The sequence below is a fragment of the Fictibacillus arsenicus genome, assembly GCF_001999465.1.
Classification (GTDB): Bacteria; Bacillota; Bacilli; order Bacillales; family Fictibacillaceae; genus Fictibacillus; species Fictibacillus arsenicus.
On record NZ_MQMF01000002.1, the window covers coordinates 1,243,148 to 1,264,894 of the forward strand.

At 37.8% G+C, this 21,747-nt stretch carries 20 protein-coding genes, 1 pseudogene and 1 riboswitch; of the genes and pseudogenes, 12 read left to right on the top strand and 9 right to left on the bottom strand.

The annotated features are described in order from the left end of the window. Window positions 1–66 precede the first annotated feature (66 nt). Together UN64_RS13515 and UN64_RS13520 are read right to left on the bottom strand one after the other, a co-directional pair. Window positions 67–1,137, bottom strand: a complete 1,071-nt coding sequence (locus UN64_RS13515) for a hypothetical protein (protein ID WP_077363530.1) — start codon at window positions 1,135–1,137, stop codon at window positions 67–69. Between the two features lie 88 nt (window positions 1,138–1,225). Then, entirely contained in the window at window positions 1,226–1,957 is a 732-nt protein-coding gene (locus UN64_RS13520) for a YwaF family protein (RefSeq protein ID WP_171978906.1), read from the bottom strand. A gap of 129 nt (window positions 1,958–2,086) precedes the next feature. Here UN64_RS13520 and UN64_RS13525 point away from each other — a divergent pair, with 129 nt between their 5' ends. Beyond that, the gene (locus UN64_RS13525; protein WP_077363534.1) at window positions 2,087–2,707 is read left to right on the top strand and encodes a YhbD family protein; all 621 of its coding nucleotides are present in this window, start codon (window positions 2,087–2,089) and stop codon (window positions 2,705–2,707) included. Window positions 2,708–2,726: 19 nt separating this feature from the next. Continuing rightward, a complete protein-coding gene (locus tag UN64_RS13530) occupies window positions 2,727–3,512 on the top strand; it encodes a polymer-forming cytoskeletal protein (RefSeq protein WP_077363536.1) in 786 nt (261 codons plus the stop codon). A gap of 144 nt (window positions 3,513–3,656) precedes the next feature. Here the strand turns inward: UN64_RS13530 and sugE are convergent, their stop codons facing one another. Both sugE and UN64_RS13540 read right to left on the bottom strand, forming a co-directional pair. Continuing rightward, the gene (gene sugE, locus UN64_RS13535) at window positions 3,657–3,980 is read right to left on the bottom strand and encodes a quaternary ammonium compound efflux SMR transporter SugE (RefSeq protein ID WP_077363538.1); all 324 of its coding nucleotides are present in this window, start codon (window positions 3,978–3,980) and stop codon (window positions 3,657–3,659) included. A gap of 50 nt (window positions 3,981–4,030) precedes the next feature. Then, window positions 4,031–4,134: riboswitch (guanidine-I (ykkC/yxkD leader) on the bottom strand. Window positions 4,135–4,683: 549 nt separating this feature from the next. Beyond that, window positions 4,684–5,598 (bottom strand): LysR family transcriptional regulator, encoded by a 915-nt coding sequence (locus UN64_RS13540; protein WP_077363540.1) that lies wholly within the window; start codon window positions 5,596–5,598, stop codon window positions 4,684–4,686. 112 nt (window positions 5,599–5,710) lie between these two features. On the opposite strand from UN64_RS13540, the gene UN64_RS13545 reads away from it, so the two are divergent. Beyond that, complete coding sequence (locus UN64_RS13545) at window positions 5,711–6,940, top strand: MFS transporter (protein WP_077363542.1); 1,230 nt, start codon at window positions 5,711–5,713, stop codon at window positions 6,938–6,940. Window positions 6,941–7,004: 64 nt separating this feature from the next. Then, window positions 7,005–8,018, top strand: a pseudogene (locus UN64_RS13550) (DUF2332 domain-containing protein); the annotation flags it as partial. 58 nt (window positions 8,019–8,076) lie between these two features. On the opposite strand, the gene UN64_RS13555 reads toward UN64_RS13550, so the two are convergent. Then, complete coding sequence (locus UN64_RS13555) at window positions 8,077–9,282, bottom strand: MFS transporter (protein WP_077363544.1); 1,206 nt, start codon at window positions 9,280–9,282, stop codon at window positions 8,077–8,079. A 158-nt stretch (window positions 9,283–9,440) separates the two neighbouring features. On the opposite strand from UN64_RS13555, the gene UN64_RS13560 reads away from it, so the two are divergent. Continuing rightward, complete coding sequence (locus UN64_RS13560) at window positions 9,441–9,803, top strand: winged helix-turn-helix transcriptional regulator (RefSeq protein WP_077363546.1); 363 nt, start codon at window positions 9,441–9,443, stop codon at window positions 9,801–9,803. Between the two features lie 120 nt (window positions 9,804–9,923). Further along, entirely contained in the window at window positions 9,924–11,381 is a 1,458-nt protein-coding gene (locus tag UN64_RS13565; protein WP_077363548.1) for a flavin monoamine oxidase family protein, read from the top strand. 242 nt (window positions 11,382–11,623) lie between these two features. Here the strand turns inward: UN64_RS13565 and UN64_RS13570 are convergent, their stop codons facing one another. The 4 genes from UN64_RS13570 to UN64_RS13585 all read right to left on the bottom strand — a co-directional run bounded on the left by UN64_RS13570 (window position 11,624) and on the right by UN64_RS13585 (window position 15,851). Further along, window positions 11,624–12,142 (bottom strand): DinB family protein, encoded by a 519-nt coding sequence (locus UN64_RS13570; RefSeq protein ID WP_077363550.1) that lies wholly within the window; start codon window positions 12,140–12,142, stop codon window positions 11,624–11,626. A gap of 255 nt (window positions 12,143–12,397) precedes the next feature. Beyond that, window positions 12,398–13,507: a hypothetical protein gene (locus tag UN64_RS13575; RefSeq protein WP_077363552.1), complete on the bottom strand. Its 1,110-nt coding sequence runs from the start codon at window positions 13,505–13,507 to the stop codon at window positions 12,398–12,400. After that, window positions 13,500–14,051 (bottom strand): sigma-70 family RNA polymerase sigma factor, encoded by a 552-nt coding sequence (locus tag UN64_RS13580; RefSeq protein ID WP_245802022.1) that lies wholly within the window; start codon window positions 14,049–14,051, stop codon window positions 13,500–13,502. The genes UN64_RS13575 and UN64_RS13580 overlap by 8 nt, the downstream gene beginning before the upstream one ends. A gap of 306 nt (window positions 14,052–14,357) precedes the next feature. After that, window positions 14,358–15,851, bottom strand: a complete 1,494-nt coding sequence (locus UN64_RS13585) for a LysM peptidoglycan-binding domain-containing protein (protein WP_077363554.1) — start codon at window positions 15,849–15,851, stop codon at window positions 14,358–14,360. A gap of 287 nt (window positions 15,852–16,138) precedes the next feature. Between UN64_RS13585 and UN64_RS13590 the strand changes: the two genes are divergently transcribed. From UN64_RS13590 to UN64_RS13615, 6 genes are all read left to right on the top strand, one after another. Next, a complete protein-coding gene (locus UN64_RS13590; RefSeq protein ID WP_077363556.1) occupies window positions 16,139–17,500 on the top strand; it encodes an arsenic transporter in 1,362 nt (453 codons plus the stop codon). A gap of 43 nt (window positions 17,501–17,543) precedes the next feature. Further along, window positions 17,544–18,197: a hypothetical protein gene (locus UN64_RS13595; protein ID WP_077363558.1), complete on the top strand. Its 654-nt coding sequence runs from the start codon at window positions 17,544–17,546 to the stop codon at window positions 18,195–18,197. Window positions 18,198–18,360: 163 nt separating this feature from the next. Next, window positions 18,361–19,122, top strand: coding sequence for a GTP cyclohydrolase II (locus UN64_RS13600; RefSeq protein WP_077363560.1), 762 nt, complete (start codon window positions 18,361–18,363; stop codon window positions 19,120–19,122). Further along, window positions 19,109–20,197, top strand: coding sequence for a bifunctional diaminohydroxyphosphoribosylaminopyrimidine deaminase/5-amino-6-(5-phosphoribosylamino)uracil reductase RibD (gene ribD, locus UN64_RS13605; protein WP_077363562.1), 1,089 nt, complete (start codon window positions 19,109–19,111; stop codon window positions 20,195–20,197). Before UN64_RS13600 ends, ribD begins: the two co-directional genes overlap by 14 nt. 12 nt (window positions 20,198–20,209) lie before the next feature. Continuing rightward, complete coding sequence (locus UN64_RS13610) at window positions 20,210–20,788, top strand: 5' nucleotidase, NT5C type (RefSeq protein ID WP_077363564.1); 579 nt, start codon at window positions 20,210–20,212, stop codon at window positions 20,786–20,788. A gap of 135 nt (window positions 20,789–20,923) precedes the next feature. Further along, the gene (locus tag UN64_RS13615; protein ID WP_077363566.1) at window positions 20,924–21,292 is read left to right on the top strand and encodes an SET domain-containing protein; all 369 of its coding nucleotides are present in this window, start codon (window positions 20,924–20,926) and stop codon (window positions 21,290–21,292) included. The last annotated feature ends 455 nt before the right edge of the window (window positions 21,293–21,747 follow it).

The window sequence follows — 21,747 nt, forward strand, 5'->3', positions numbered from 1 at the left end:
CCTTCTGAAATAGTAACAATAGCATTTCTATTTAACAAGGTGAAATCGAACATTTGCTAAAATATTTCAATCCGTTTCATTTTCAGAAGGGATTCTCTTTTCTATTATGTTCATTAAAGACGCAGGTTCATCCACTTTTATTACCACTCTAGTAACTTTCTTTTTAAATCCATAAATGAGATCTGTCTCCACAGGTTCCTTTAAAAGAATTTCGATTGATGGCTTTTCTGGTATAAAATCACTCACTAGTGCTTCGAACGTGTATTTCTTTTCTGCAACGGGTATTGTATCAAGTCCCTCATATTTCCTTATTTCCTTTATAGCTGTATAAGGAAGTAACATTCCCTTTAAGAAGCCGATATTTATAATGATAGAATCTTCCGTTGTGATTAAAGGGTTTTTCTTAACTGCTTGCATCTGGCCGAATAGGAAAAGCACTGAGTAGGCATTGATAAAGAGCAATATGAGAGAAAGCGTGTGGTCGATCTTGCTAAAAAAATAATGAAGTCCAACTGATTCGATGATAAGTGCATGAATCAGCATCAGGTTAAGAGCTACAAAACTTGTTTTCTTATGAAAAGTAAAAACTTCACCGGTCGTCAAAGGTGGTTTTCTCCAGGAGAACAAAGCATAGTACAACATCGTGATCTCGCTGACCACGGCATCGAGCATACGGCTTTCGGAAAATTGTGAGTTAAACGCTTGTTTAATTTTTATCAGAAAAGGAAGTTCGTCTGGGAGTTTTCTGTAAGAAGCTTTTACTTTAGCAAACTTTCTTACAACCATGATTAACAAATACAGTTCTATGGAAATGAACCCAGCTTCTAAGAGGAGCAAACCTTTTGGAATCATGGATACATTCTCTAATAATGAATCTGGAATAATAAAAGTCGCGAGCCCGTAGCTTGCAATGGCTGTAAGGACTGTGAGTTTCCAAGAATATCTTTTACGGATAATAAAATAGTAAACCAGAAGCGGAATAACTAAAAGGAAATCAAACATGGAGCCTGCTACTACTAGATTTGGAACCGGCTGAAAGAATGGTGTCATGTATAAAATCATATGGCTTCCAATTATTAATAAACATAGAGCAACAAACGGTATCCATTTTATTGGCTTTAAAACTGCTTGGTTCATAAAATATCCCTCCTCACTTTTATTATACAATAAATACCAATTAATTCTTTTCATTCCAATCAATGTCACAAAACATACAAAAAGACCGCTAAGCACCAATCGGCGAGCGGTCTTTATTAATTGGTTCAGAGGTTTTTTCCCAAACAGGGATCAATACAAGTAAGCACATAAAAAACGCAATCAGTTCTAAACCAATGATGTACCACGGGTGTGGACCAAGAAAATCTATTAGTGAAGCACTGCCTGGCTTACTCATAAGAAACATATAATTCGTATTCAGCAAAGTATTAATGACATAGACACATGCGGCATAGAAATTCAGCCATAGAAACGACTTAAAAAATCTTCCCCACGTAATTTTAAAAGACTTTACGATCGCATAATACATAGCTGTCCAAACGATTAGACCATGAGCGAAAAAATATTGGATAAAACGAAAATGCCAAGGCTGCTGATAGAGTTCAGGAGTGAGCAACCCTTGTAATGCCCCTGTAAAACCAAACAAATATACAAAAGCAAAAAGCTTCTTATTCTCTGTTAACAGCAAGATCATGCCTAACAGTATATTTAAACTGCAAAGCTGAAGCGGCAAATATAATTTTACTGTCCATATCTCGTTATATAGCGCCCAGGACTGATAACTCACTTCGGATAAAGCAAGACTCAACAAGAGTATATATTTTATTGAATGCATTTCTTTTATACGAGAGCGAAAGAGGTACATTAATATTACGATAAATACGATTATTAGCAGGCTGATAATATGTTCAGCACCAAACATAACAAACCCTGATTCCCCTTCACTAAACCATTCCTTCATAGACACCCACCCCCGTAACCCCATACATATTAATATTCAAAACCATTTGACTATTACCTTTAAAAAAAAGAAAAACATTTGCTTAACGTAACAGTGTTATGTTACATTGATTTCAGGAGGAGGTTGATCATGGATAATTTAATCTCGAAGAAAGATCTTCTAGAATCTGCAAACATTTCTTATGGCCAGTTATATCGCTGGAAACGAAAAAATCTGATTCCTGAAAACTGGTTTATACGAAAATCCACCTTTACAGGTCAAGAGACTTTCTTTCCAAAAGAAGATATACTGCAGCGAATTGAAAAAATTAAGAATTTAAAAGATGATTTGTCGCTAGATGAACTTGCTGATATGTTCTCCCCATCCCCTACTATTACTTCCTTATCAGCTGAGGAATTAACAAAACGCAACATTGTTTCTTATACTGCTTTAGAAATGTGGAACATTCACAATGGCAGCACTTCCACTTTCTCCTTTGATCAATTATTAACCTTATACTTACTGGATACCCTGCTTCAAACAGGAGAAATGAATCGCTCAGAAGGAATAGAACTTCTTCACATCCTTCAGCAACATTCGAACGAAATAAAAGGCAAGGAAAGCGAACTTTTTTTTATTCGAAAAATGGGTGTATCTTTCTTTATCCTCACACCAGAACCAGCTAAGCTGTTCGTAGAATCTCAAACAAAAATTATCGCCCATTACAAACTGAATCAATGCATTGAAGAGTTAAAATTAAAGATTTCGTAAACGTTGAGGAGGAATAGTTATGGAAAAGACAAAACAAAGAAACATAAGCATTTCAGGTTCAGGAACAGCTGCTGGCGGTGAATATGATCAAGTGAAAGTTAATGGGTCAGCACATATAAATAGTGATATTCAGTGCGAAGTTTTCAAATGTAACGGAAGTGCACATATAGAAGGAAATATCAAAACTGGCACTGCCAAGGTCAATGGATCTTCCCATATTGAAGGAAACATGGAAGCTGAGGAAATGACCATCAATGGAAGCACTGATATTGACGGTAGTTTAACTTGCAGCGAAGTGAAGATACAAGGCTCTTCTAATATTAAAGGTGACCTGAAAGGAAAAGAGATCATCGTCAGAGGATCTGCTTCAATTAAAGGCAATGTTTCTGGTGATGAGGTAGATGTTAAGGGACAAGTGAAAGTCGGTGGTGACTGTGAAGCAGAATCTTTTTATGCTCGCGGCAATTTTAAAATCAATGGTCTTCTTAATGCCGGAAACATCGACATTGAACTCTTGCGCCTTTGTGAAGCAAAAGAAATCGGCGGTGAAAATATTACCGTAAAAAGGAACATTGATTCTTCTGGTTTTAAAAAGTTCATTAAATTCTTTATCGGTCAGCAAACTGATCAGCTAACTGCAGAAGTTATCGAAGGTGATCATGTATCTCTTGAATACACACATGCAAAAGTAGTTAGAGGCAATACGATAGAGATCGGTCCGGGATGTGTTATTGATCGCATCGAATTTAAACAAAGTCTTGAGCTGGACGAAAATGCTAAGGTAGGCGCACAAGAGAAAATCTGATAGAAGAATTCATTAATGCATGCATAAATCCCCCAGGGCGAGCATAATTCTCAATCAAATAGATTCTCATAATCAAAATGGCTGCCACTCAGGTTGTTTTATACACCTGTTTAAGGGCAGCCTTAATTTTTTTACTATTACACCCTACTGACTACCCGCAGTAACCTTCAAACCAATAATTCCCGTAATAACAAATGCTAAAAATACAAAACGAAGCACGGTTTTCGGCTCACCGAAAAGGACAATTCCTAAAATAACCGCTCCAGCTGCTCCTATCCCCGTCCAAATCGTATAAGCCGTCCCGATCGGCAGAACTTTTGTAGCTTGTGACAAATAATAAAAACTGATGATCATTCCAACTACGGTTATAACCGACGGCCATAATCTAGTGAATCCATTCGTATATTTAAGTCCTATTGCCCAAACGATTTCAAAGATACCTGCAATAAACAAGTACACCCATGCCATAATAATGACCTCCTACAATAAATAAAACCCAGAAAGATATATGATCTATATCCTCCCAGGCTTTTATCCCTCCGTGTACACGATGTATCTATCGTGCGCTTTCTCTCGGACCAGGCCAGCGATCAATCACTGCGGAACCCTAGAAAGCTATTCTTCTTATATTATTGAAAAAACTCTATTAAGTGTCAAGAAATCAACGCTCATCTTTCATGGTAAATAATGTATAAGATTACCCCTGCTTATCAAACATTATTAAGGATAAGACAGGTGAGGTCATTGGATACAACAAAAATTGAAATCCTTATTTATAAAAATCTTCAAGACAAGAAGAGTATATCCGTAACCTTTATAAGAACTGAGATGACATTAAGATTCGAAATTTTCAATTCGGAAGAAACTATAAACAAGTAACTCTTGTTGTATACTGTGCCTCTCTTGTTCAAGAAGAAAAATCTAACTTGCTTCACACGATCATTAAAGATATGCCGGATTTTGAAGCTGCACTCTCCCTTTCAGTTACTATAAAGAAGTAGCTTCAAGACCTGTCGTGCTCTCTCTCACTATGTATAAAAATGAAATCGAACTAGGAGAGCCAGGATCTGTGATGCAGTATGCCATAACATTTTTCTTTGGCTTCCTCCCTCTCTTTTTAGTTGTGATTATAGCCAAAGTGAAGAATAGAAACAGGAAACAAATAGCTTGATCAGAATGCGAACGACTTTAACTCACAGAATTTTTCCTTTTCGATTTCATCACTAAAAACTTTAATAAAAGTATTTAACGAAGGGGAAATCTCCTTTTCTTTTTTCAGCTGTACTAGGGCACTTTCCCTATATAGCTTAGGAAACCCCTTTACAGACAATGAAACAAGTGTGCCTTGCTTAATATCATGAGAGACCATTGTTTCTGTCAATAGTGCGACTCCCATCCCGCTTTTCAGCAAATCATAAGCAGTTTGCGGCGGTACTTCAAAATCACTATCGCTTCCTATCATATCTCTTTGAACTCTTTTAGTTTCAACACTCCAGTCTACTAATAAAAAAGGATCTGCTGTTTTTATTAAATCACTAAGCTCAATTTCACCTTTATGTACAAGAAGGTGTTCAGGATGAGTTACTAAGCGTAATGGTTCCCTAATATGCAATAAACTCCTCAACTCACTATTAAAGAAAGGGTATGTCATGATACATAGTTTTACATAGCCTTCGTACAGCATTTCTAGCAGCTCCTGATTATGACCTGTATGTACGGCAATTCCTATATGAGGATGTGTTTTATGCAATGTTGCCAGTGTTGAAGAAAAGTAATGAGCAGCAAGAGTCGGCAATGTGCCAATCGCTATTTTCCCTCCTTTTCCCTCTTTTGCAAGCTTCGCCTGTTCGATCCCTTTGTCTATTGTTTCAAGGACTTGCTGCGCAAAAGGCAGAAATGTCCTTCCTAACTCCGATAACTCAAGTTTGCTGCCTCCCCGTTTAAATAGCTCGCCGCCTACTTCCTCTTCTAAATTTTTGACGCGTATACTGATTGTCGGCTGAGATATGTCCATCATCCTAGCCGCTTTACTAAAGCTGCCATGGCGAACAACATGATCAAAAGCTAATAATTGGTTCGTATCCAAACCATCACCTCTATTAATATTTTTAATAAATTATATAGTCTATATTATATTGTTTAATATCTATAGTTATCTTACACTTTTTCTTAATATACGAAAAGAAAGGGTGTTCAATATGGGGTTTCATAAAGTCTTTAAGAATTCTAACTTAGTTATTTTATGGTTGAGCCAATTATTTTCCGCTATCGGTGATCATTTGTATGTAGTAGCTATAACGTGGATTGCAATAAAAGAATTAGGTGCATCAGCTGCATATGTAATTGGAGCTGGAACATTCTCCGCTTTGTTTTTTGGTATTTTAGGCGGCATTTACGCCGACCGATGGAACCGTCATAAAACAATGATTATAACGGATATCCTTCGTGCATTATTTGTTGGTCTGCTCCCTCTCATTGAGTGGTACTCAACACTTAACGTTTGGCATCTTGTAATAATCAGTGTCATTGTATCCGGATTGGGCACCTTCTTTAATCCTTCTCTTCAGGCAAGCCTGCCATCTTTATGCAAGGATTCAGAACTTCTTCAGCAGACAAACGCCTTAATGGATACGACACATAGACTCGCGAGGATATTAGGCCCAGGTTTAACAGGAGCCTTCCTTGCGTTCATGCCTTTGCCTCACTTTTTCACGTTAGATGCTGTCACCTTTATCCTTTCAGCCATCGCTCTCGTTTTTATTAGAAAAGCATTTATTCAGATGAATGATATGAATGAGATTAAACATTTACAAAAATCCCCCGTGATAGATTTCAAGATAGCTATCTCATTATTAAAAAATCATAAAGTCCTTCTGTGGGCATTAATAAGTCTTGGAATGGTTAATTTATGCTGGGGTGCTGTCTATATGGTAGGTGTTCCTCTTTTTACAGAGCAAATCTTAAAGGAAAGTGCAGGAGCATTCGGTCTCATTGGCGGAGCGTACGGTATCGGAAATTTGTTGAGCCTCTTTGCAGTAGGCACATTGAAAAAAAGCATTTTATTCATGTATGTCGGCCACGTTATTTTAGGTGCAGGTTTTATTGTGATTGCCTCAGCAGAGTCTCTTTCGGTTGCTTTAATGGGAGCGGTAATCGCGGCGTTTGGCAGTCCAATGGGTGACATTATGCTGTTAACTATGATTCAAACTGATTTTCCCGAAACCCATATCGGAAAAATTTATAGCTTTCGTGCGCTAATCGGGGGGCTAGGTCTTGCTATGGGTACTTTTATCGCAAGCTTTGGCTATAAAATAGCCTCTATCCCTTCGATTATGATTATATTTTCAATGTTGATTATCGCCGTCGGAGCTATCGGAATCTTTCGTATTCGCATGATATCTACCTATCGCATAAAAAACGCTTCCTGACATTTAATGTTAAACTAAACAAGGTATGCACAAACTTTTGTGAGGTGGAAAATATGCTAAGCTTGATACTTTATCACAAAGATTTGAGAACTTTTCAAAACTTGAATGCTCTGGGTCAAGTGATTTGTATGAATTCTTGTCTTTAAAAACAGCAAATGACAATGATCTGCTTCTGCTAAGTACATATGCACGCGAAGGACAGCCTGCTCCAAACCTCTTATTCGGTGCTGTTCATTATCTTTTATTGACCGGAACACAGCATGTGCTAATGGATTTTTTTCCTAACTTGACAAAACAACCTAAAAAGGCTGCAGATTCCTATGAAGCGTTTAAAAATTTCTGTTTGAAGTACCGTGATGAAATTATCTCTTTACTTCAAACAAAACTCGTACAAACTAATGAAGTAAGGAGATGCGGGTATCTTTATCCATGTTTTTCTTATCTTCATGCTAAGGCGGAAAAACCTCTAGCAATAATCGAAATTGGAACGAGTGCCGGGTTACAGCTTTTTTGGGACAAATACCGCTATTCTTATAATAATGGTAAAGTCTATGGAGCCTATGAATCTAATGTTTTAATAACGTCTGAGTACAAAGGCGAAAAAGTTCCCCCCTTTTCACCAGATAGTCCGCCTGTTTTCTATCGTTTTGGCCTTGATTTACATATAAATGATGTGACAGCTCCTCAAGATAAACAATGGCTTGAAGCTTTAATTTGGCCTGAGCATCATGAACGGAGAGAGTTATTCAACAAAGCAGCATCCTGTGTAAATAAAAAAGATGCAGTCTTTATCGAAGGTGATGGCGTGTCAAAGCTTCCTGAAATTATTAAACAAATTCCAGAAAGTTCAATGATCTGCGTTTTCCATACACATGTTGCTAACCAAATTCCTGATACACTTAAAACACATCTGCAGGAAACCATACGAAACATCGGACAAATACGTGATATCGCCCATATCTACAACAATATGTGGGACCGTGAACTGCACATCGATTCCTATGTGAATGGCATAGAAAAAACTGAAATTGCTGCTGAAACTGATGGTCACGGACGATGGTTCACTTGGAAGATATAAGCTTAAATTAAACAACTGTTTAAAAAAGGGCAGCCTCTTTTAGAGACTGCCTTTCGTATTACACTTCTCTTTTTTCTAGCTGGCCACTCCAAGCTGTTAAAAGAACGGCACCAAACACCATTACTCCGCCAATCCATGGCGTATGAATGATTCCTATTGAATCTACAATGACTCCTCCAACAAAAGCTCCTATTGCAATTCCTAAGTTAAATGCAGCGATATTAATAGCAGATGCTACATTTACAGCTGAAGGGACATATCTTTCGGCTAGTTTCACCACGTACACCTGAAGACCAGGAACATTCATGAAAGCTAACAATCCTAAGAAAAAAATTGTAATTGTTCCAGCTATCTTATAGGGTGCAGTGAATGTTAGGATCACAAGGACAATCGCCTGTACAACAAACATCCAGAACAAAGCTTTTACAGGATTTTTATCTGCAGCTTTCCCCCCTATAGTATTACCAATCGCAACTGCTATTCCATATCCCAATAAAATAAAACTGACTGCTTTTGGAGCATATCCTGTTACATCTTCTAAAATCGGCGCCAAATACGTGAAGGCGACAAATGTCCCGCCGTAACCGAGTGCTGTTATAGCAAAAGTGAGCAGCAATCGTCCATTTTTAATGACTTTCACTTGATCCTTTAAGCTTGAAGGCGGTGCTTCTTTTAAGTTCTTTGGTACTAAGATGGCACTTGCGATAATCGCTACTACACCTAAGAGTGCTACAGCCCAAAACGTTGCCCTCCATCCAAATGTCTGCCCGATGAATGTACCTAAAGGAACTCCAGTAACGGTTGCAACGGTTAATCCCGTAAACATGAAAGCAATTGCACTTGCACGCTTATGTTCTGGAACTAAATCAGCAGCAATCGTTGCTCCAATTGAAAAGAAAACGCCATGTGAGAAAGCTGTAATAAAACGCGCAACCAGCAGCAAACTAAAACTAGTAGAAAGAGCTGCAACGCTGTTCCCTGCTATAAAAACAATCATGAGCAGCATGAGCAATATTTTTCTATTCATTTTATTCGTTAAAGCTGTAAGAATAGGAGCTCCAAACGCAACACCCATTGCATAGCCGGATATCAATAATCCTGCTAATGTGATGGATATATTGAGATCACTCGCTAATGATGATAATAAACCTACTGGCACGAATTCTGTTGTTCCGATTCCAAATGCTGAAATCGCTAATGCTAATAATGCTGGAAAACCGCCTTTTGTTTTTGCGGAACCCACTTTTACTGTAGCTGTATTCATGTATTATTCCCTCCATTACCTTTTGTTTAAGTCATGCTAGCTAGTCAACTGAATGACTTGATGTTATTATGTTTTATATACGAACTTTAAGTAAGTACGCACTTTAAAGTAATGTAGGCACTAAAAAGTAATAATTGAATACTGGAGGCTTTTAGCTCATGAAAAAATATAATATTCCTGTCGAAGCTGCACTCGAAGTGATTGGCGGAAAGTGGAAGGTGGTAATCTTATGCCACCTTATAAAAGAAAAGCGAAGAACCGGAGAACTGAAAAGATTGATGCCAGGTATAACACAAAAAATGCTGACGCAGCAGCTGCGTGAATTAGAGGAAGACGGCGTGATTCTGCGCGAAGTCTATAATCAAGTTCCACCTCGTGTTGAATATTCTTTAACAGAGTACGGATGGTCATTAAAAGGCATTCTGGATGCTCTATGCGCTTGGGGAGAACAGCATATTGAGAAAACGTATCCTGACAAAGAAAGTGTATTGGTCAAACCTGTAGAAATTAAGCAAATATAATATGAAGACGGCAGCCCTGAGCGGCTGCCGTTTAGTTTTATTTACAAATTAATATTTTACAAAAGCATGAAATACATTATTAAAACAAAATAATGAAAAAGAGTTACAGGGGGAGAATCTATGAACTTCAGCCGATTAACAGACGAAGAGATGCTGAACACGATTAAAATTGGGTTAAACAAAACATCTTCTCCCCAAAAAATTATCATAGTAGGAGCTGGTATGGCTGGACTGACTGCCGCTTCCCTTCTAAAAGCTGCCGGTCATGATGTTAAAATCCTTGAATCTTCCCATCGTGTCGGAGGACGGGTCTATACGATACGAGCTCCCTTTTCACATGGTCATTATTTTGAAGCTGGAGCGATGCGTATTCCTGAAACCCATAAACTGGTTATGGAATACATTAAAAAGTTTAATTTGCCTACAAATGAATTTATCAACAGCAACCCTCATGACATTATCTATGTGAATGGTGTTCGAACTAATCAGAGCATGTACAATCAAAATCCAGAAATCCTTCGTTTCCCTGTAGCCGAAACTGAAAAAGGAAAAACCGCTGAGCAGCTTATGCGATACGCTGTGCAGCCATTAATAGAGTTTATAGATAAAGATCCTGATAAACACTGGCCGATCGTCATTCAAAACTTTCAGCATTACTCTTTAGACAACTTTTTAAGACACAACCCTTTCCGAAGATCTTTATCTTCTGGTGCAATCGACAAGATTAAAGTTCTCCTATCCCTCGAAGGACTTCCTGAACTGTCTTTTCTCGAAGTCCTCCGGGATATTCTGATCATTTTTATAAAACCAGATTTGAAATATATAGAGATAACAGGCGGAAACGATTTGCTTCCGCGCGCTTTTCTTAAGGAACTGCGACACCATATTTATTTTGGTCAAAAGCTAGTTCGCATTGTAAACGATCAAAATAAAGTCATCTTATACACCGAAAGCCCTCAAACCTTGCACCGCTATATGTTTGAAGCGGATCGAGTCATCATCACGATCCCGTTTTCCGTACTCAATTTTGTGCACATTGAGCCTTTCAATGCTCTTTCTTATCACAAACGAAAAGCGATTAGAGAGCTTCATTATGTTCCTTCAACTAAAATAGGAATTGAATTCAAACATCGCTTCTGGGAAAAAAACGGTCTAACAGGAGGCAAATCCGTTACAGACTTTTCATCACGCTTCACTTATTACCCAAACAAAAACAAAAAAGGCATTTCATCAGGGATTGTTTTAGGAAGTTATACATGGGAGGATGATACGGTACCATGGAGAAGTGCTACGAACGAGATGAGAGTCAAAGAAACTCTCCACTTTTTATCACATTTTCATGGTGAGCAGGTCTTTCATCATTTTGTAACGGGGCATGCCCACAGCTGGTCAATCGACCCCAACACGGGAGGCTGCTTTGCTTTGTTTAAACCTTATCAGGAAAGTGAATTATACGATGCCATTAAAGCTCCAGAAGGCAGGCTTCATTTTGCTGGTGAACATACTACACTGAAACACGGTTGGATTGAAGGTGCTGTTGAGTCAGGAATCCGGGTCGCGAAAGAAGTTAATGGCTGAACAAAAAGAAAGGGGCTGACTCAAAAGTATAAAAACTTTTAAAGTCATGCCTCATTTTATTTAAACTTATTTAGATAACGTACATCGTTATAAAATAGTAGATTATCTAATAAACTCGATTAGATAACTAAATGTTGACGATTTTATTTATTTTTTATTTTGAAAAAAAATAAAAAATTAGGGGCTGCCAAAAGTAAGTTTACCTTACTTTTGGGACAGCCCCTTTTTAAACGTTTGTTTAATTAGAGGTTCAAATATCGTTCTTGAATAATCTTTCGGTGATGCAGTTCATGACCTGCCATAATCGTAATCAGGGCTTGAGCTGTAACTTCACTATTATTTGCAGTTCCCCTGCGTGAAAGGGATTCATCACTCAAGCTTTTGATGAGATGAATAGTTGACTGGCGTACACATGCAAAGTGATCCTGAAGATCTTTTAATGATTGTTTATCAAAATTAGCCTCCGCTACATATACATTTTCATCATAGCCTGGAAGAGATGCTTTTTCTCCTCTTGCAATAGAAAGAAGTCTGTAGCTCATAATCCTCTCTGTGTCAGTAATATGTCCGATAACTTCTTTAATACTCCACTTCCCCGCTGCATATCTGTATTCACTTTGTGGTTCGGTTAGTGAGCTGAGCAGGGCCACTGTTTCTTTCATTTGGTCCCTTAAGATCTGGATAATATCACCCTGAGGAACTAATTTTACATAAGAAGCATAATAATCCGCATATTCGTAAGCTGATGGCATTTTATCCATGGTTACACCTCATTTTTTAGTTAATTTTACAGCTTTAAATTATTTATAATCTGTAATTTTTATTTCTAAGCCGTAATTTTCATTTCTAAGCTGTAATTTACTTTTCTAGACCATAATAATAATTTCTATGCTTAATTACTAATTTATAGACTTTTCGACAAACTTGATATGTTTCATTTTTTATTTCGGTGCACCTCTTCATTTATCCTCCTAAAATTAAGAAGAGCTAACCAATTAACTCGGTCAGCTCTTTGTTTATTGAATCGGCATAAATGCAACGTTCCATATACCGTCTTCATCCTTTATCATTTTAAAACCAGATTTAGCATCTGCATCCTTACTTGCTTCATACTCAATATATCCACCATAGTTTCCGTCTGGAATAAAGCTGCCTGCATCTATATTATTAAAAGTTGTTAGAGTTTGTATGATTGTGCCTCGGTCAGACTCCGGAAAACTTTCGTCCTCTTCCTTCGTCCATTGGATATATCCTTCACGATCTGTATAAAGCGCATACTTTGCATCGTATCTTTTATCTAATTGTGCTTGAACATATAGCTTTGCAATGGATATCGGATTTACATCTTTGAGGTGTTTCTCATCAATGTCTTGCAAGAATTTCTGATAAATAACTTCTTCCTCTGGTGTTAAGGCGAATCTAATGACATCATCGTTAGTTTCAGGATATATTTTCTCTGTTGTACGGCCATTCCTTCCTTTCGACATCATAAGCACAGAATCACCTTCTGCAAAATTTATTGTCGTCCAAAGTACTTCGTATTGATTTGAAAGACCGACATAGAACTGAACTCCAATTTCTCTATTATAAATACTCTCAACAGCAATTTCGTGTGATATGTTAAGCAGATCAGCTGAATCACTGACTAAAAAATTGTAGCCGATTTGTTTAACAGAGCCGCTTTCGCTATCTGAGTTATCTATTTCCATATAATCATTTCCTAAAAGATTAATCACTTCTTTTTCCGCCATGCCCATCACAATATTATTTTGAAGAAAGTATACTTTATCTAGTATTTCTTTATCACTGTATTTAGGGAGGGTTTTTACGGGCTCTTCTTTTTCTACAGGATCTTTTTTAACAATCGTTTTTTCTTTATGTAGATCTGCAGGCTGATTTTTCTCGCCTGCATCAGTGAAGTTTAAGACTAGAAAAACGATTAAAGCACAAAGAGATACCAATGTAACCGAACTAATAACTTTTGGAAAAAACATCTGTCTCTTGTTTTCTGCACTTGAAAATCTCACTTGATTTATAATTCTTCTCTTTTCTTGTTCTGTGAAGACCTTATCTTCATTCAAATAATTCTCAAAGTCATCTTTCATTTCTTTAAGCATTTTATCCATTGTAACCCCCTCCTTCCCTATCCATTTTGGTTTCCAAGTTTTTTTTCGCTCTTCTCAGACGGGATTTAACAGTATTTAGATTGCTGTCTAAAGCTGCAGCAATTTCTTCAAGGGAAAACTCTTTAAAATAATATAGGATAATGACTTCTCTGTACTTGATCGGAAGCTCGAGGATGAGTTTGCTGATCTGCTCTTTTTGCTCGGATTCTAGATATTCTTCTTCTGGGGACAAACTGTTTGATTTTTGATAAAACGTGTTGGTTAACAACGTTTTCGTGTAATGCCAGCTTCGCACATAATCTTTGCATTTATTTATGGCGATTCGGTAAATCCGCGTTTTAATTGTTGATTGTTCGCGAAAATCATTCAGGTGATTATAAGCACTTATAAAAATCTCTTGTGTGATATCTTCAGCCTGCTGCCAGTTCTTTGTGTACGTGAACGCTAATCTTTTAATTTCTTCACCGTATTCATCCATAAGGTAATTTAATTGATCAATTTCACTTTTTGGATACTCTTTTACGGCCGTATTGCCCTTTACCACATATGTCGCCCTCCCAAGTATTAATCGTTTGTTAGACGGTGACCCATTATAAAAAGTTGCATAACATATGAATTTATTTCCATTTTTTATTTTAACGTAATTTTGTTATCAGATGGCACCTATTAAATGAAACTGCCACTCACATAAAAAATAAGCATGATCATATAAAAATCATGCTTCATCACATAAAAAATGAACCTCATCAAATAAATAAACTATTATCACATAATTTAACAATATTTTACAAATGCATTCATAAAAAGAGCTGACTTTTCATCTAAAGTCAGCTTCAAAATAATCAATCCTCTATTTCAATATATTCCAAATATCCTCTGAGGCTCCACCTACATACCACGCAGCAGTCCCTCTTAAGTTATACTCCTCCACAAGATCATAACGAAGTTTCATGGAATCCTTATCCTCCACCCAGATCTGGTGTTTTTCACCGTCTTCCATAAACTCAACATAGTTTTGCGATGTCTTGCTATCCCACTTTTTCTTCAGTCCTTTTACCTGAATCAGCTTTTCTGTTTCAAGCATTGTCCTGTCGATGCTTCTTACTTGGCCGGTTGCGTTTGTGATCCATTCACGTGTATAAAACGGTACTCCCAATACAATTTTATGAGCAGGAACTTCCTTCATTAAAAGCTCAATTCCTTCACGAGTCCAAGGTATAGATGCAACAGAACCCGCTTTTGGGCTGCTTGCCCAATGTTCGTCATACCCCATCATAACAATATAATCAGCAGCTTTTCCGAGGCCTGCTCTATCCAAACTGCCAGACCAGAATGGATCTGCATTCTCCCTGCTCACATCAACGGAAACGACAATATCGTAAGGTTCAACTGCCGTTCTAAGTTCGCGAATAAATACCACATAATCTTGCTTATTCTTAGGATCAATGTTCTCAAAATCCACATTAATTCCCTGGCTCTTAGTACGGAGCAGAGAATTTTTTATCATCTCAATCACTTTATGGCGTTTATCAGCATTTGAAAGTATGAAGTTTGTCATTTCCGGATCGAACTTATTTCCAAAGAGAGGCCACACTTGTTTTCCCGCTTTGACAGCTGCATGGGCGTAGCCTTCATCTGCATTCATGCTGACTAATTCTGTTTTGCTTAATGTATACCATCTTGGTGAGACTACATCTAACCCATCTATCTTCAGCTGCTTCTTATAAACATCATCTGTTCCGTTGTACTTCCAGCCTAGGTTAAAACGATTTACTTCCTCAATATCAACATTTGATTTAGGAATCCACCCTGTCTTACTTCCTAAAAGCTTTACCTTGTAAAAACTAGATGGAATCTTCAGCTCATTTCCAGTTTCAAGAATAATAGCCTTTAAACCATTATGTTTTATTAGGATATCTGAGGAAACATGATAGTTTCTTGCAATCTTCCATAATGAATCTTTTATATTTATGCGATGACTCAGCATCTCTTGTGGAATCGCAAGCTGCTGTCCGATATATAGTCGTGTACCGAATATATGGTTTGCATCTTGCAGCTCACTGACGGTAATTCCATATTGTTTTGCGATGAGATAAAATGTATCTCCCTTCTTAACAGTATGTACCTGAGCTGAAGGAGAAGCGTCCCTTTTTTCAAGGATCGGATACTCTTCACCCTTCACAAGATTCGTTACTATATTTGAATTTAATTTCGGCAATTCATAAATAGCTGCTTTTTCCTCAGAAACGGTACCCACTGTCAGAGTGTCTGCTGCATATGAAGTTTTAGCACCGTTAATAGAAAGAAAAAAACCTATCGTTAAAACAAAAACAAACTTTTTCACAGTTCCCTCCAGATTAATCTATTTATCTACTTATTTAGATTACCGTCTGGTCGAATGGAACTGAACAGGTACTTTGTGGAAAAGAGGTGTATTTCCTCTGCTTCTGACTATTAAAAATCATATCCTTCTGAACTTATATGGTCATATAACTAACAAATTCCAGCTGGTCGATATGACCATTTTTACTTTTATAGTCTAGTATACAGTCGCCAGTGATTGTTTTTCATATAATGTAGGACAAGTATTCACTTATTGATTATAAAAGAAAGAAGGGACGAAGAACGTCAATGAATCTTCACATCATGATTTCCGTTTTCGTCTTCCTTATGACTATGTTAGTTATATTTTGGAGACCAAAAGGCATCAACGAGGCTTGGCCAGCTGCGATAGGAGCCTGCATCATACTGATTGCAGGCATAGTAACTCAAACCGATGTACTTGAAATCCTTCATAAGATTGGCGGAGCATCGATCACCATCATTTCAACTATCGTCATGGCAGTTATTCTTGAAAGCTTTGGTTTTTTTCATTGGTCTGCATCCCGCCTTGCCAGTCTGGCTAAAGGTTCCGGATACCGCCTATATTGGTACATCCAACTGTTATGTTTTCTAATGACCCTTTTATTTAATAATGACGGAAGTATTTTAATAACCACTCCGATACTGATTCTGCTTCTCAAAAATTTCAGGTTGAAACCGCATCATCAAATACCCTACCTGTTGACTGGCGCACTTACTGCCACAGCATCCAGCACTCCGATCGGGGTAAGCAACATTGTAAATCTAATCTCTTTAAAAATAGTGGACATGACCCTTTATATGTACACAGCGATGATGATTGTGCCAGCTACGCTTGGCCTTCTCTTCATGTCTTATCTGATGTATATTCTAGTGAAAAAAAGGCTGCCAAAAAAACTTCCGCATTTGACGTATGATATAGAACAATCCTTTTTCACAAAGAAGTTCCACCCTCTTAAAGGAACAGTAACTGTTGAAACAAAAAGACAGCGGACAAAGTTTATGTTAAAGATCTTATTGTTTGTTTTATTGATCAGGTGTTCAATTTTTATTGCTTCATTCTTGTCTATCCCCATCGAACTTATTGCAGTCCTCGGTTCAGTGGTCTTGTTAATATGGAGATGGTACTACCTCAGAACAAACCCCATGGATATTTTAAAGAAAACCCCATGGCACATTCTTATTTTTGCTTTTTCTATGTATGTAATCATCTACGGACTTCACAATACAGGACTTACTGATTTGCTCCTGATAATTTGCGAACCGATCGTTGACCAAGGTATGTTTCAGGCGACCTTATTAATGGGAGGGCTGGTTACACTCCTTTCAAATCTATTTAACAACCATCCTGCTCTGCTGATAGGAACCATAACATTGACAGAGATGAACCTTGATCCTATCACGTTAAAAACAATGTATCTGGCGAGTATAGCAGGCAGTGACATCGGTGCACTATTACTGCCGATCGGGACCCTGGCATCATTGATATGGATGCATCTTTTAAAACAAAACAAAATTAAAATAAAATGGAAGGACTATCTGCGGATATCGTTAATAGCGATCCCTCTCACTTTAGCCGTAACCTTACTATTGCTGTATACATGGGTCCATTTCATTTTTATCTTAAGTTGACCTTCTGGGAAAACGTATGAATATTTATAGGAGTAGATCGTAATTGAACCATTTTAGCAGCATGTTAAATAAACAAATAAAATTAAAAATAACCGGACATAGTTTTAAAGGAATTCTGACCGATTTTGGAAATGACATTTTAGTCCTTTTTGATGGACAAAAATTTTTCTATATCCCTCTATTGCACGTCCAAAAGGCAGTGCTTATTGAAGAGGATAACGAGGACACGAAACAGCCTGCAATACTGCCGTTTTCACCTGAAGATGATTCACCCATTTCATACCGCAGCACCTTAATAAATGCCAAAGGGTTGAACACTCAGATACATGTCATAGGGAAAAAAACGCTTCACGGGACGATCATTCATGTATTAAGCGATTATTTAGTACTCTATTCACCCGTATATAAACTGATTTATATTCCATTGGCACATTTGAAATGGCTGACTCTTTATGAACAGAATACATCACCCTATTCTGTTCAATTCGAACTTCCTGACACCTCTTCCCTTAGCCGTTCATTCGAGGAACAATTAAAGAAGTTCGAGGGGAAGATTGCAGTTTTTGATATGGGTGAGGATCCAGATAAAATAGGATTGCTCAAGAATGGAAAAGGTAACCTGATCGAATTGATCAATGCTAATGGAGAAGCTGTTTATTTTAAGCTGAATCATGTCAAATCGGTATATCTTCCATAAAAAATATGTTTTTGAATAATAGCTTGAGTCCCCTTTTCACGCGGCGACTCAATGCTTTTTTTTTCCAATAAGAGCAAAACACTTCTTGCAAACGATTTATGTAGTATAAAATAGACGTATACTCGAATTGTTTTATTACGCAAACCTAAAGGGGAAAATGATTATGATACAAAGTACTTTCAACAATAAAGTTCTTTCTATTCTAGAAGATAAAATACAAGTGATAAAAAAAGGAGAAGGAGCCATCTACTTGGTCGGACCTATAAGGCTCCCTGTTAATCTGAATGGTGAAACCGTTGTGTTCAAATGGTACAGCTGGCTGGAGGGCTGTGAGCACACCGACAACTTTGAAGAGATTATTAAAAAATTGTCTTCATCAAACCTGGCCGAATATCAGCAATCCAGTGTTTTAGTATACGGTGACTTTGAATACAGCGAAGATGCACTCATTCGTATGCACTCTATTTGTCATACTGGAGATATTTTTGGCAGCAAGCGCTGTGACTGCGGCTATCAGCTTAAGCAGTCCATGAAAATGATAACCGAACATGGTACAGGCGCGTTGTTTTATCTAGCAAACCATGAAGGACGCGGAATCGGTCTGTTCAGTAAAGCGATGGCTTATGTCCTGCAAGAAAATGGACAAGATACTGTAGAAGCAAATGAAAGTTTAGGTTTTGTAGATGATTCCAGAAACTATGATGATGCAATTGAAGTTTTAAAAGCTTTGCGTACGAAACCTGTCACTTTAATCACGAATAATCCTAAAAAACTAGATGCACTTATAAAAGCCGGATTACCGGTTTCAGGCAGGACACCGATCTGGGGAGATATCTCTGAATTCAACGAAAAGTATCTCCAAACCAAGATTAACCGCTCTGGCCACTTAGAAGACGAAGGGACTTTCCCAGATGAGCAATCATGAATTTTATATGAAACTGGCGTTAGATAATGCTATGGCTATGAAAGGCCAGACTGATCCTAACCCTCTTGTAGGTTCTGTGATTGTGAATGAGAACCGGATCGTAGGAGTGGGAACGCATCTTAAAGCTGGTGAACCTCATGCGGAAATCCACGCTTTACGAATGGCCGGTGAGAAAGCAAGGGGTGGAACAATCTATGTTACACTTGAACCTTGTTCACATCACGGGAGAACAGGACCGTGTGCCGTTGCCATTGTAGAAGCAGGTATTAAGAAGGTTGTTATTGCAGCACTCGATCCTAACCCTCTCGTTTCTGGACGTGGCGTAAAAATACTAGAAGATGCCGGTATTGAGGTTGAAGTCGGTATACTTGAAGAAAAATCACGTGAGATGAATGAAGTATTTAATAAATTTATTGTACAAAAAATCCCATTTGTTACTCTAAAGTCAGGAATAACACTCGACGGTAAGATTGCGAGTCATACGAATAACAGCAAATGGATCACATCCGCTGAAGCAAGACAGGATGTTCATAAGCTCCGAAACGAAAATCAAGCCATTCTCGTTGGAGTGAATACAGTGATCCATGATGATCCCGAACTGACAACAAGAATACCAAACGGCCGCAATCCAATACGTGTGATCATGGATTCAAAACTAAAGATCCCTTTAGAATCAAAAGTACTTAACGATCATCAAGCTGAAACGTGGGTTTTTACTACTGAAAACCATGTTAAAGAAAAGAAAGATCAAATTGAAGAACTTGGAGCTAAAGTATTCATGACCAATACCTCACAAGTAAATCCAGTTCGTGTGCTAGAAATATTAGGAGAGAACCTTGTTTCTTCCCTTCTAATTGAAGGTGGCGGTACGATAAACGCAGCTTTTCTTGAGAACAGGCTTGTCGATAAAACTATTTTTTATATGGCGCCGAAATTGATCGGCGGCAAGGGATCTCCTTCATTCTTTGGAGGCACAGGAATTGATAAAATGGTAGATGCCATTGAATTGACTGATCTGCACGTTACTCAAATCGGTCCAGATTTTAAATTTACCGGTTATCCAAAATACAATTAAGAGGTTTTGCCCATGCGATTAGGTTTTGATATTGACGATACTTTAATAAGCTTACGAGAACATGCTTTTCATATTTATAATAAAAAACTGAAACAAGATCTTCCCATTGATGTTTTTCATACGATCCAGACGTTAGAGATTCATGAGCCGTTCGGGCTTTCAAAACAGGAAGGCAACCAATTATGGATCGAATCCATGGAAGAAATCTATTTCAGTGATTGTCCAGCATATCCTGATGCAGTAGAAGTGCTCCAAGAGCTTCATAAGCAGGGCCATGAAATTTACTATATTACAGCTAGACCTGCTAAACATTGTGAACAAACAAGAAATTGGGTAGAAAAAGCTGGATTTCCTGTACAAGAAGGCAGATTCTTTTGTGGTATGAAGGATGAAGAAAAGATACATACCATCAAAGAGCTGAATTTAGATTATTATTTTGACGATAAACCCAATGTATTAGAGACGCTTACCAATGAATCTGTACAGCTGTATGTCAGGGACCAATCCTATAATCAGCATCTGGAATTTCCTCGATTGACGAATTGGACGGAATTAAAGCAGATTGTAAATAAACATAATACGAATAAATAGTGCGGCTTCTCTGCGCACTATTTTTTTGTTTATATCTTTAATAAGTAGGCACACGCACTTTCTTTAAGTCCCCATCCTTCATACCTTATGATGACATGATTTTTTTTAATGAAGAAGAATGGCGGTGACTAAAAATTGATTGAAATAAAAAAATCCCGTTACGGCAGAGGAATTTTTGCTTCACGCACTATTCAAAAAGGCGAATTGATTCATCAGGCACCTGTCATTGTATGCCCCGGCGATCAATATAAAAAGCTTAAAAAAACAGCATTGCGTAACTATTACTTTAACTGGGGAGAAAATTATGATCATGTAGCGATCGCGCTCGGATATGGGTCATTGTTTAACCACTCTTATTCTCCCAATGCCATGTTTGAAAATAATCTTAAAGAAGAAACCGTTGATTTCATTGCACTCAAAAGAATTAAAGCTGGTGAAGAAATCTTTGTTAATTATAATGGCGATCCTGAAGACAAAGGACCATTATGGTTCGATGTTTGGTGAATATATAGTAAAAAAAAACAGCACGCTGCAGAACCTACTGAAAAAGTCCATATCAATAGAAGGTTTGAGGCGGTGATCTCCGCTCCAGGGTACCATGCTTTCCGCGGGGCGGGCGGTGAGCCCCATGCCGCAACGCGCCTTTATGGGTCTCACCTGTCCCACTCGTCCCGCTGGAGTCAGTACCCTTCCGCTCCAATCACTACATGTTTGTATCACAAATTCAAAAGAAGGATCAAACTATCTCGCATTAATGAGTTGATTTGACCTTTTTTCTGTAACGGGTATGATATGGCATCATCCTCGGGTTGGTTGGCATGGAAATGCAAGATTTCGTCACGATATTTGCGGCAATTTAAAAAGAATCATGAAGTTAAAGGCAAGGATAAAAAACAAGGGCTTCGCAAGTGAATTCCATGCGAAGTCCTTGTTTTTTTTTGCTGATTTCAACCGGTTTT

Coding starts and splice junctions, on each gene's coding strand:
- UN64_RS13525 (WP_077363534.1), top strand. CDS start 2,087: ATGGATAATTTAATCTCGAAGAAAGATCTTCTAGAATCTGCAAACATT.
- UN64_RS13545 (WP_077363542.1), top strand. CDS start 5,711: ATGGGGTTTCATAAAGTCTTTAAGAATTCTAACTTAGTTATTTTATGG.
- UN64_RS13565 (WP_077363548.1), top strand. CDS start 9,924: ATGAACTTCAGCCGATTAACAGACGAAGAGATGCTGAACACGATTAAA.
- UN64_RS13555 (WP_077363544.1), bottom strand. CDS start 9,282: ATGAATACAGCTACAGTAAAAGTGGGTTCCGCAAAAACAAAAGGCGGT.
- UN64_RS13610 (WP_077363564.1), top strand. CDS start 20,210: ATGCGATTAGGTTTTGATATTGACGATACTTTAATAAGCTTACGAGAA.
- UN64_RS13560 (WP_077363546.1), top strand. CDS start 9,441: ATGAAAAAATATAATATTCCTGTCGAAGCTGCACTCGAAGTGATTGGC.
- sugE (WP_077363538.1), bottom strand. CDS start 3,980: ATGGCATGGGTGTACTTGTTTATTGCAGGTATCTTTGAAATCGTTTGG.
- UN64_RS13515 (WP_077363530.1), bottom strand. CDS start 1,137: ATGAACCAAGCAGTTTTAAAGCCAATAAAATGGATACCGTTTGTTGCT.
- UN64_RS13520 (WP_171978906.1), bottom strand. CDS start 1,957: ATGAAGGAATGGTTTAGTGAAGGGGAATCAGGGTTTGTTATGTTTGGT.
- UN64_RS13600 (WP_077363560.1), top strand. CDS start 18,361: ATGATACAAAGTACTTTCAACAATAAAGTTCTTTCTATTCTAGAAGAT.
- UN64_RS13575 (WP_077363552.1), bottom strand. CDS start 13,507: ATGGATAAAATGCTTAAAGAAATGAAAGATGACTTTGAGAATTATTTG.
- UN64_RS13570 (WP_077363550.1), bottom strand. CDS start 12,142: ATGGATAAAATGCCATCAGCTTACGAATATGCGGATTATTATGCTTCT.
- UN64_RS13530 (WP_077363536.1), top strand. CDS start 2,727: ATGGAAAAGACAAAACAAAGAAACATAAGCATTTCAGGTTCAGGAACA.
- ribD (WP_077363562.1), top strand. CDS start 19,109: ATGAGCAATCATGAATTTTATATGAAACTGGCGTTAGATAATGCTATG.
- UN64_RS13590 (WP_077363556.1), top strand. CDS start 16,139: ATGAATCTTCACATCATGATTTCCGTTTTCGTCTTCCTTATGACTATG.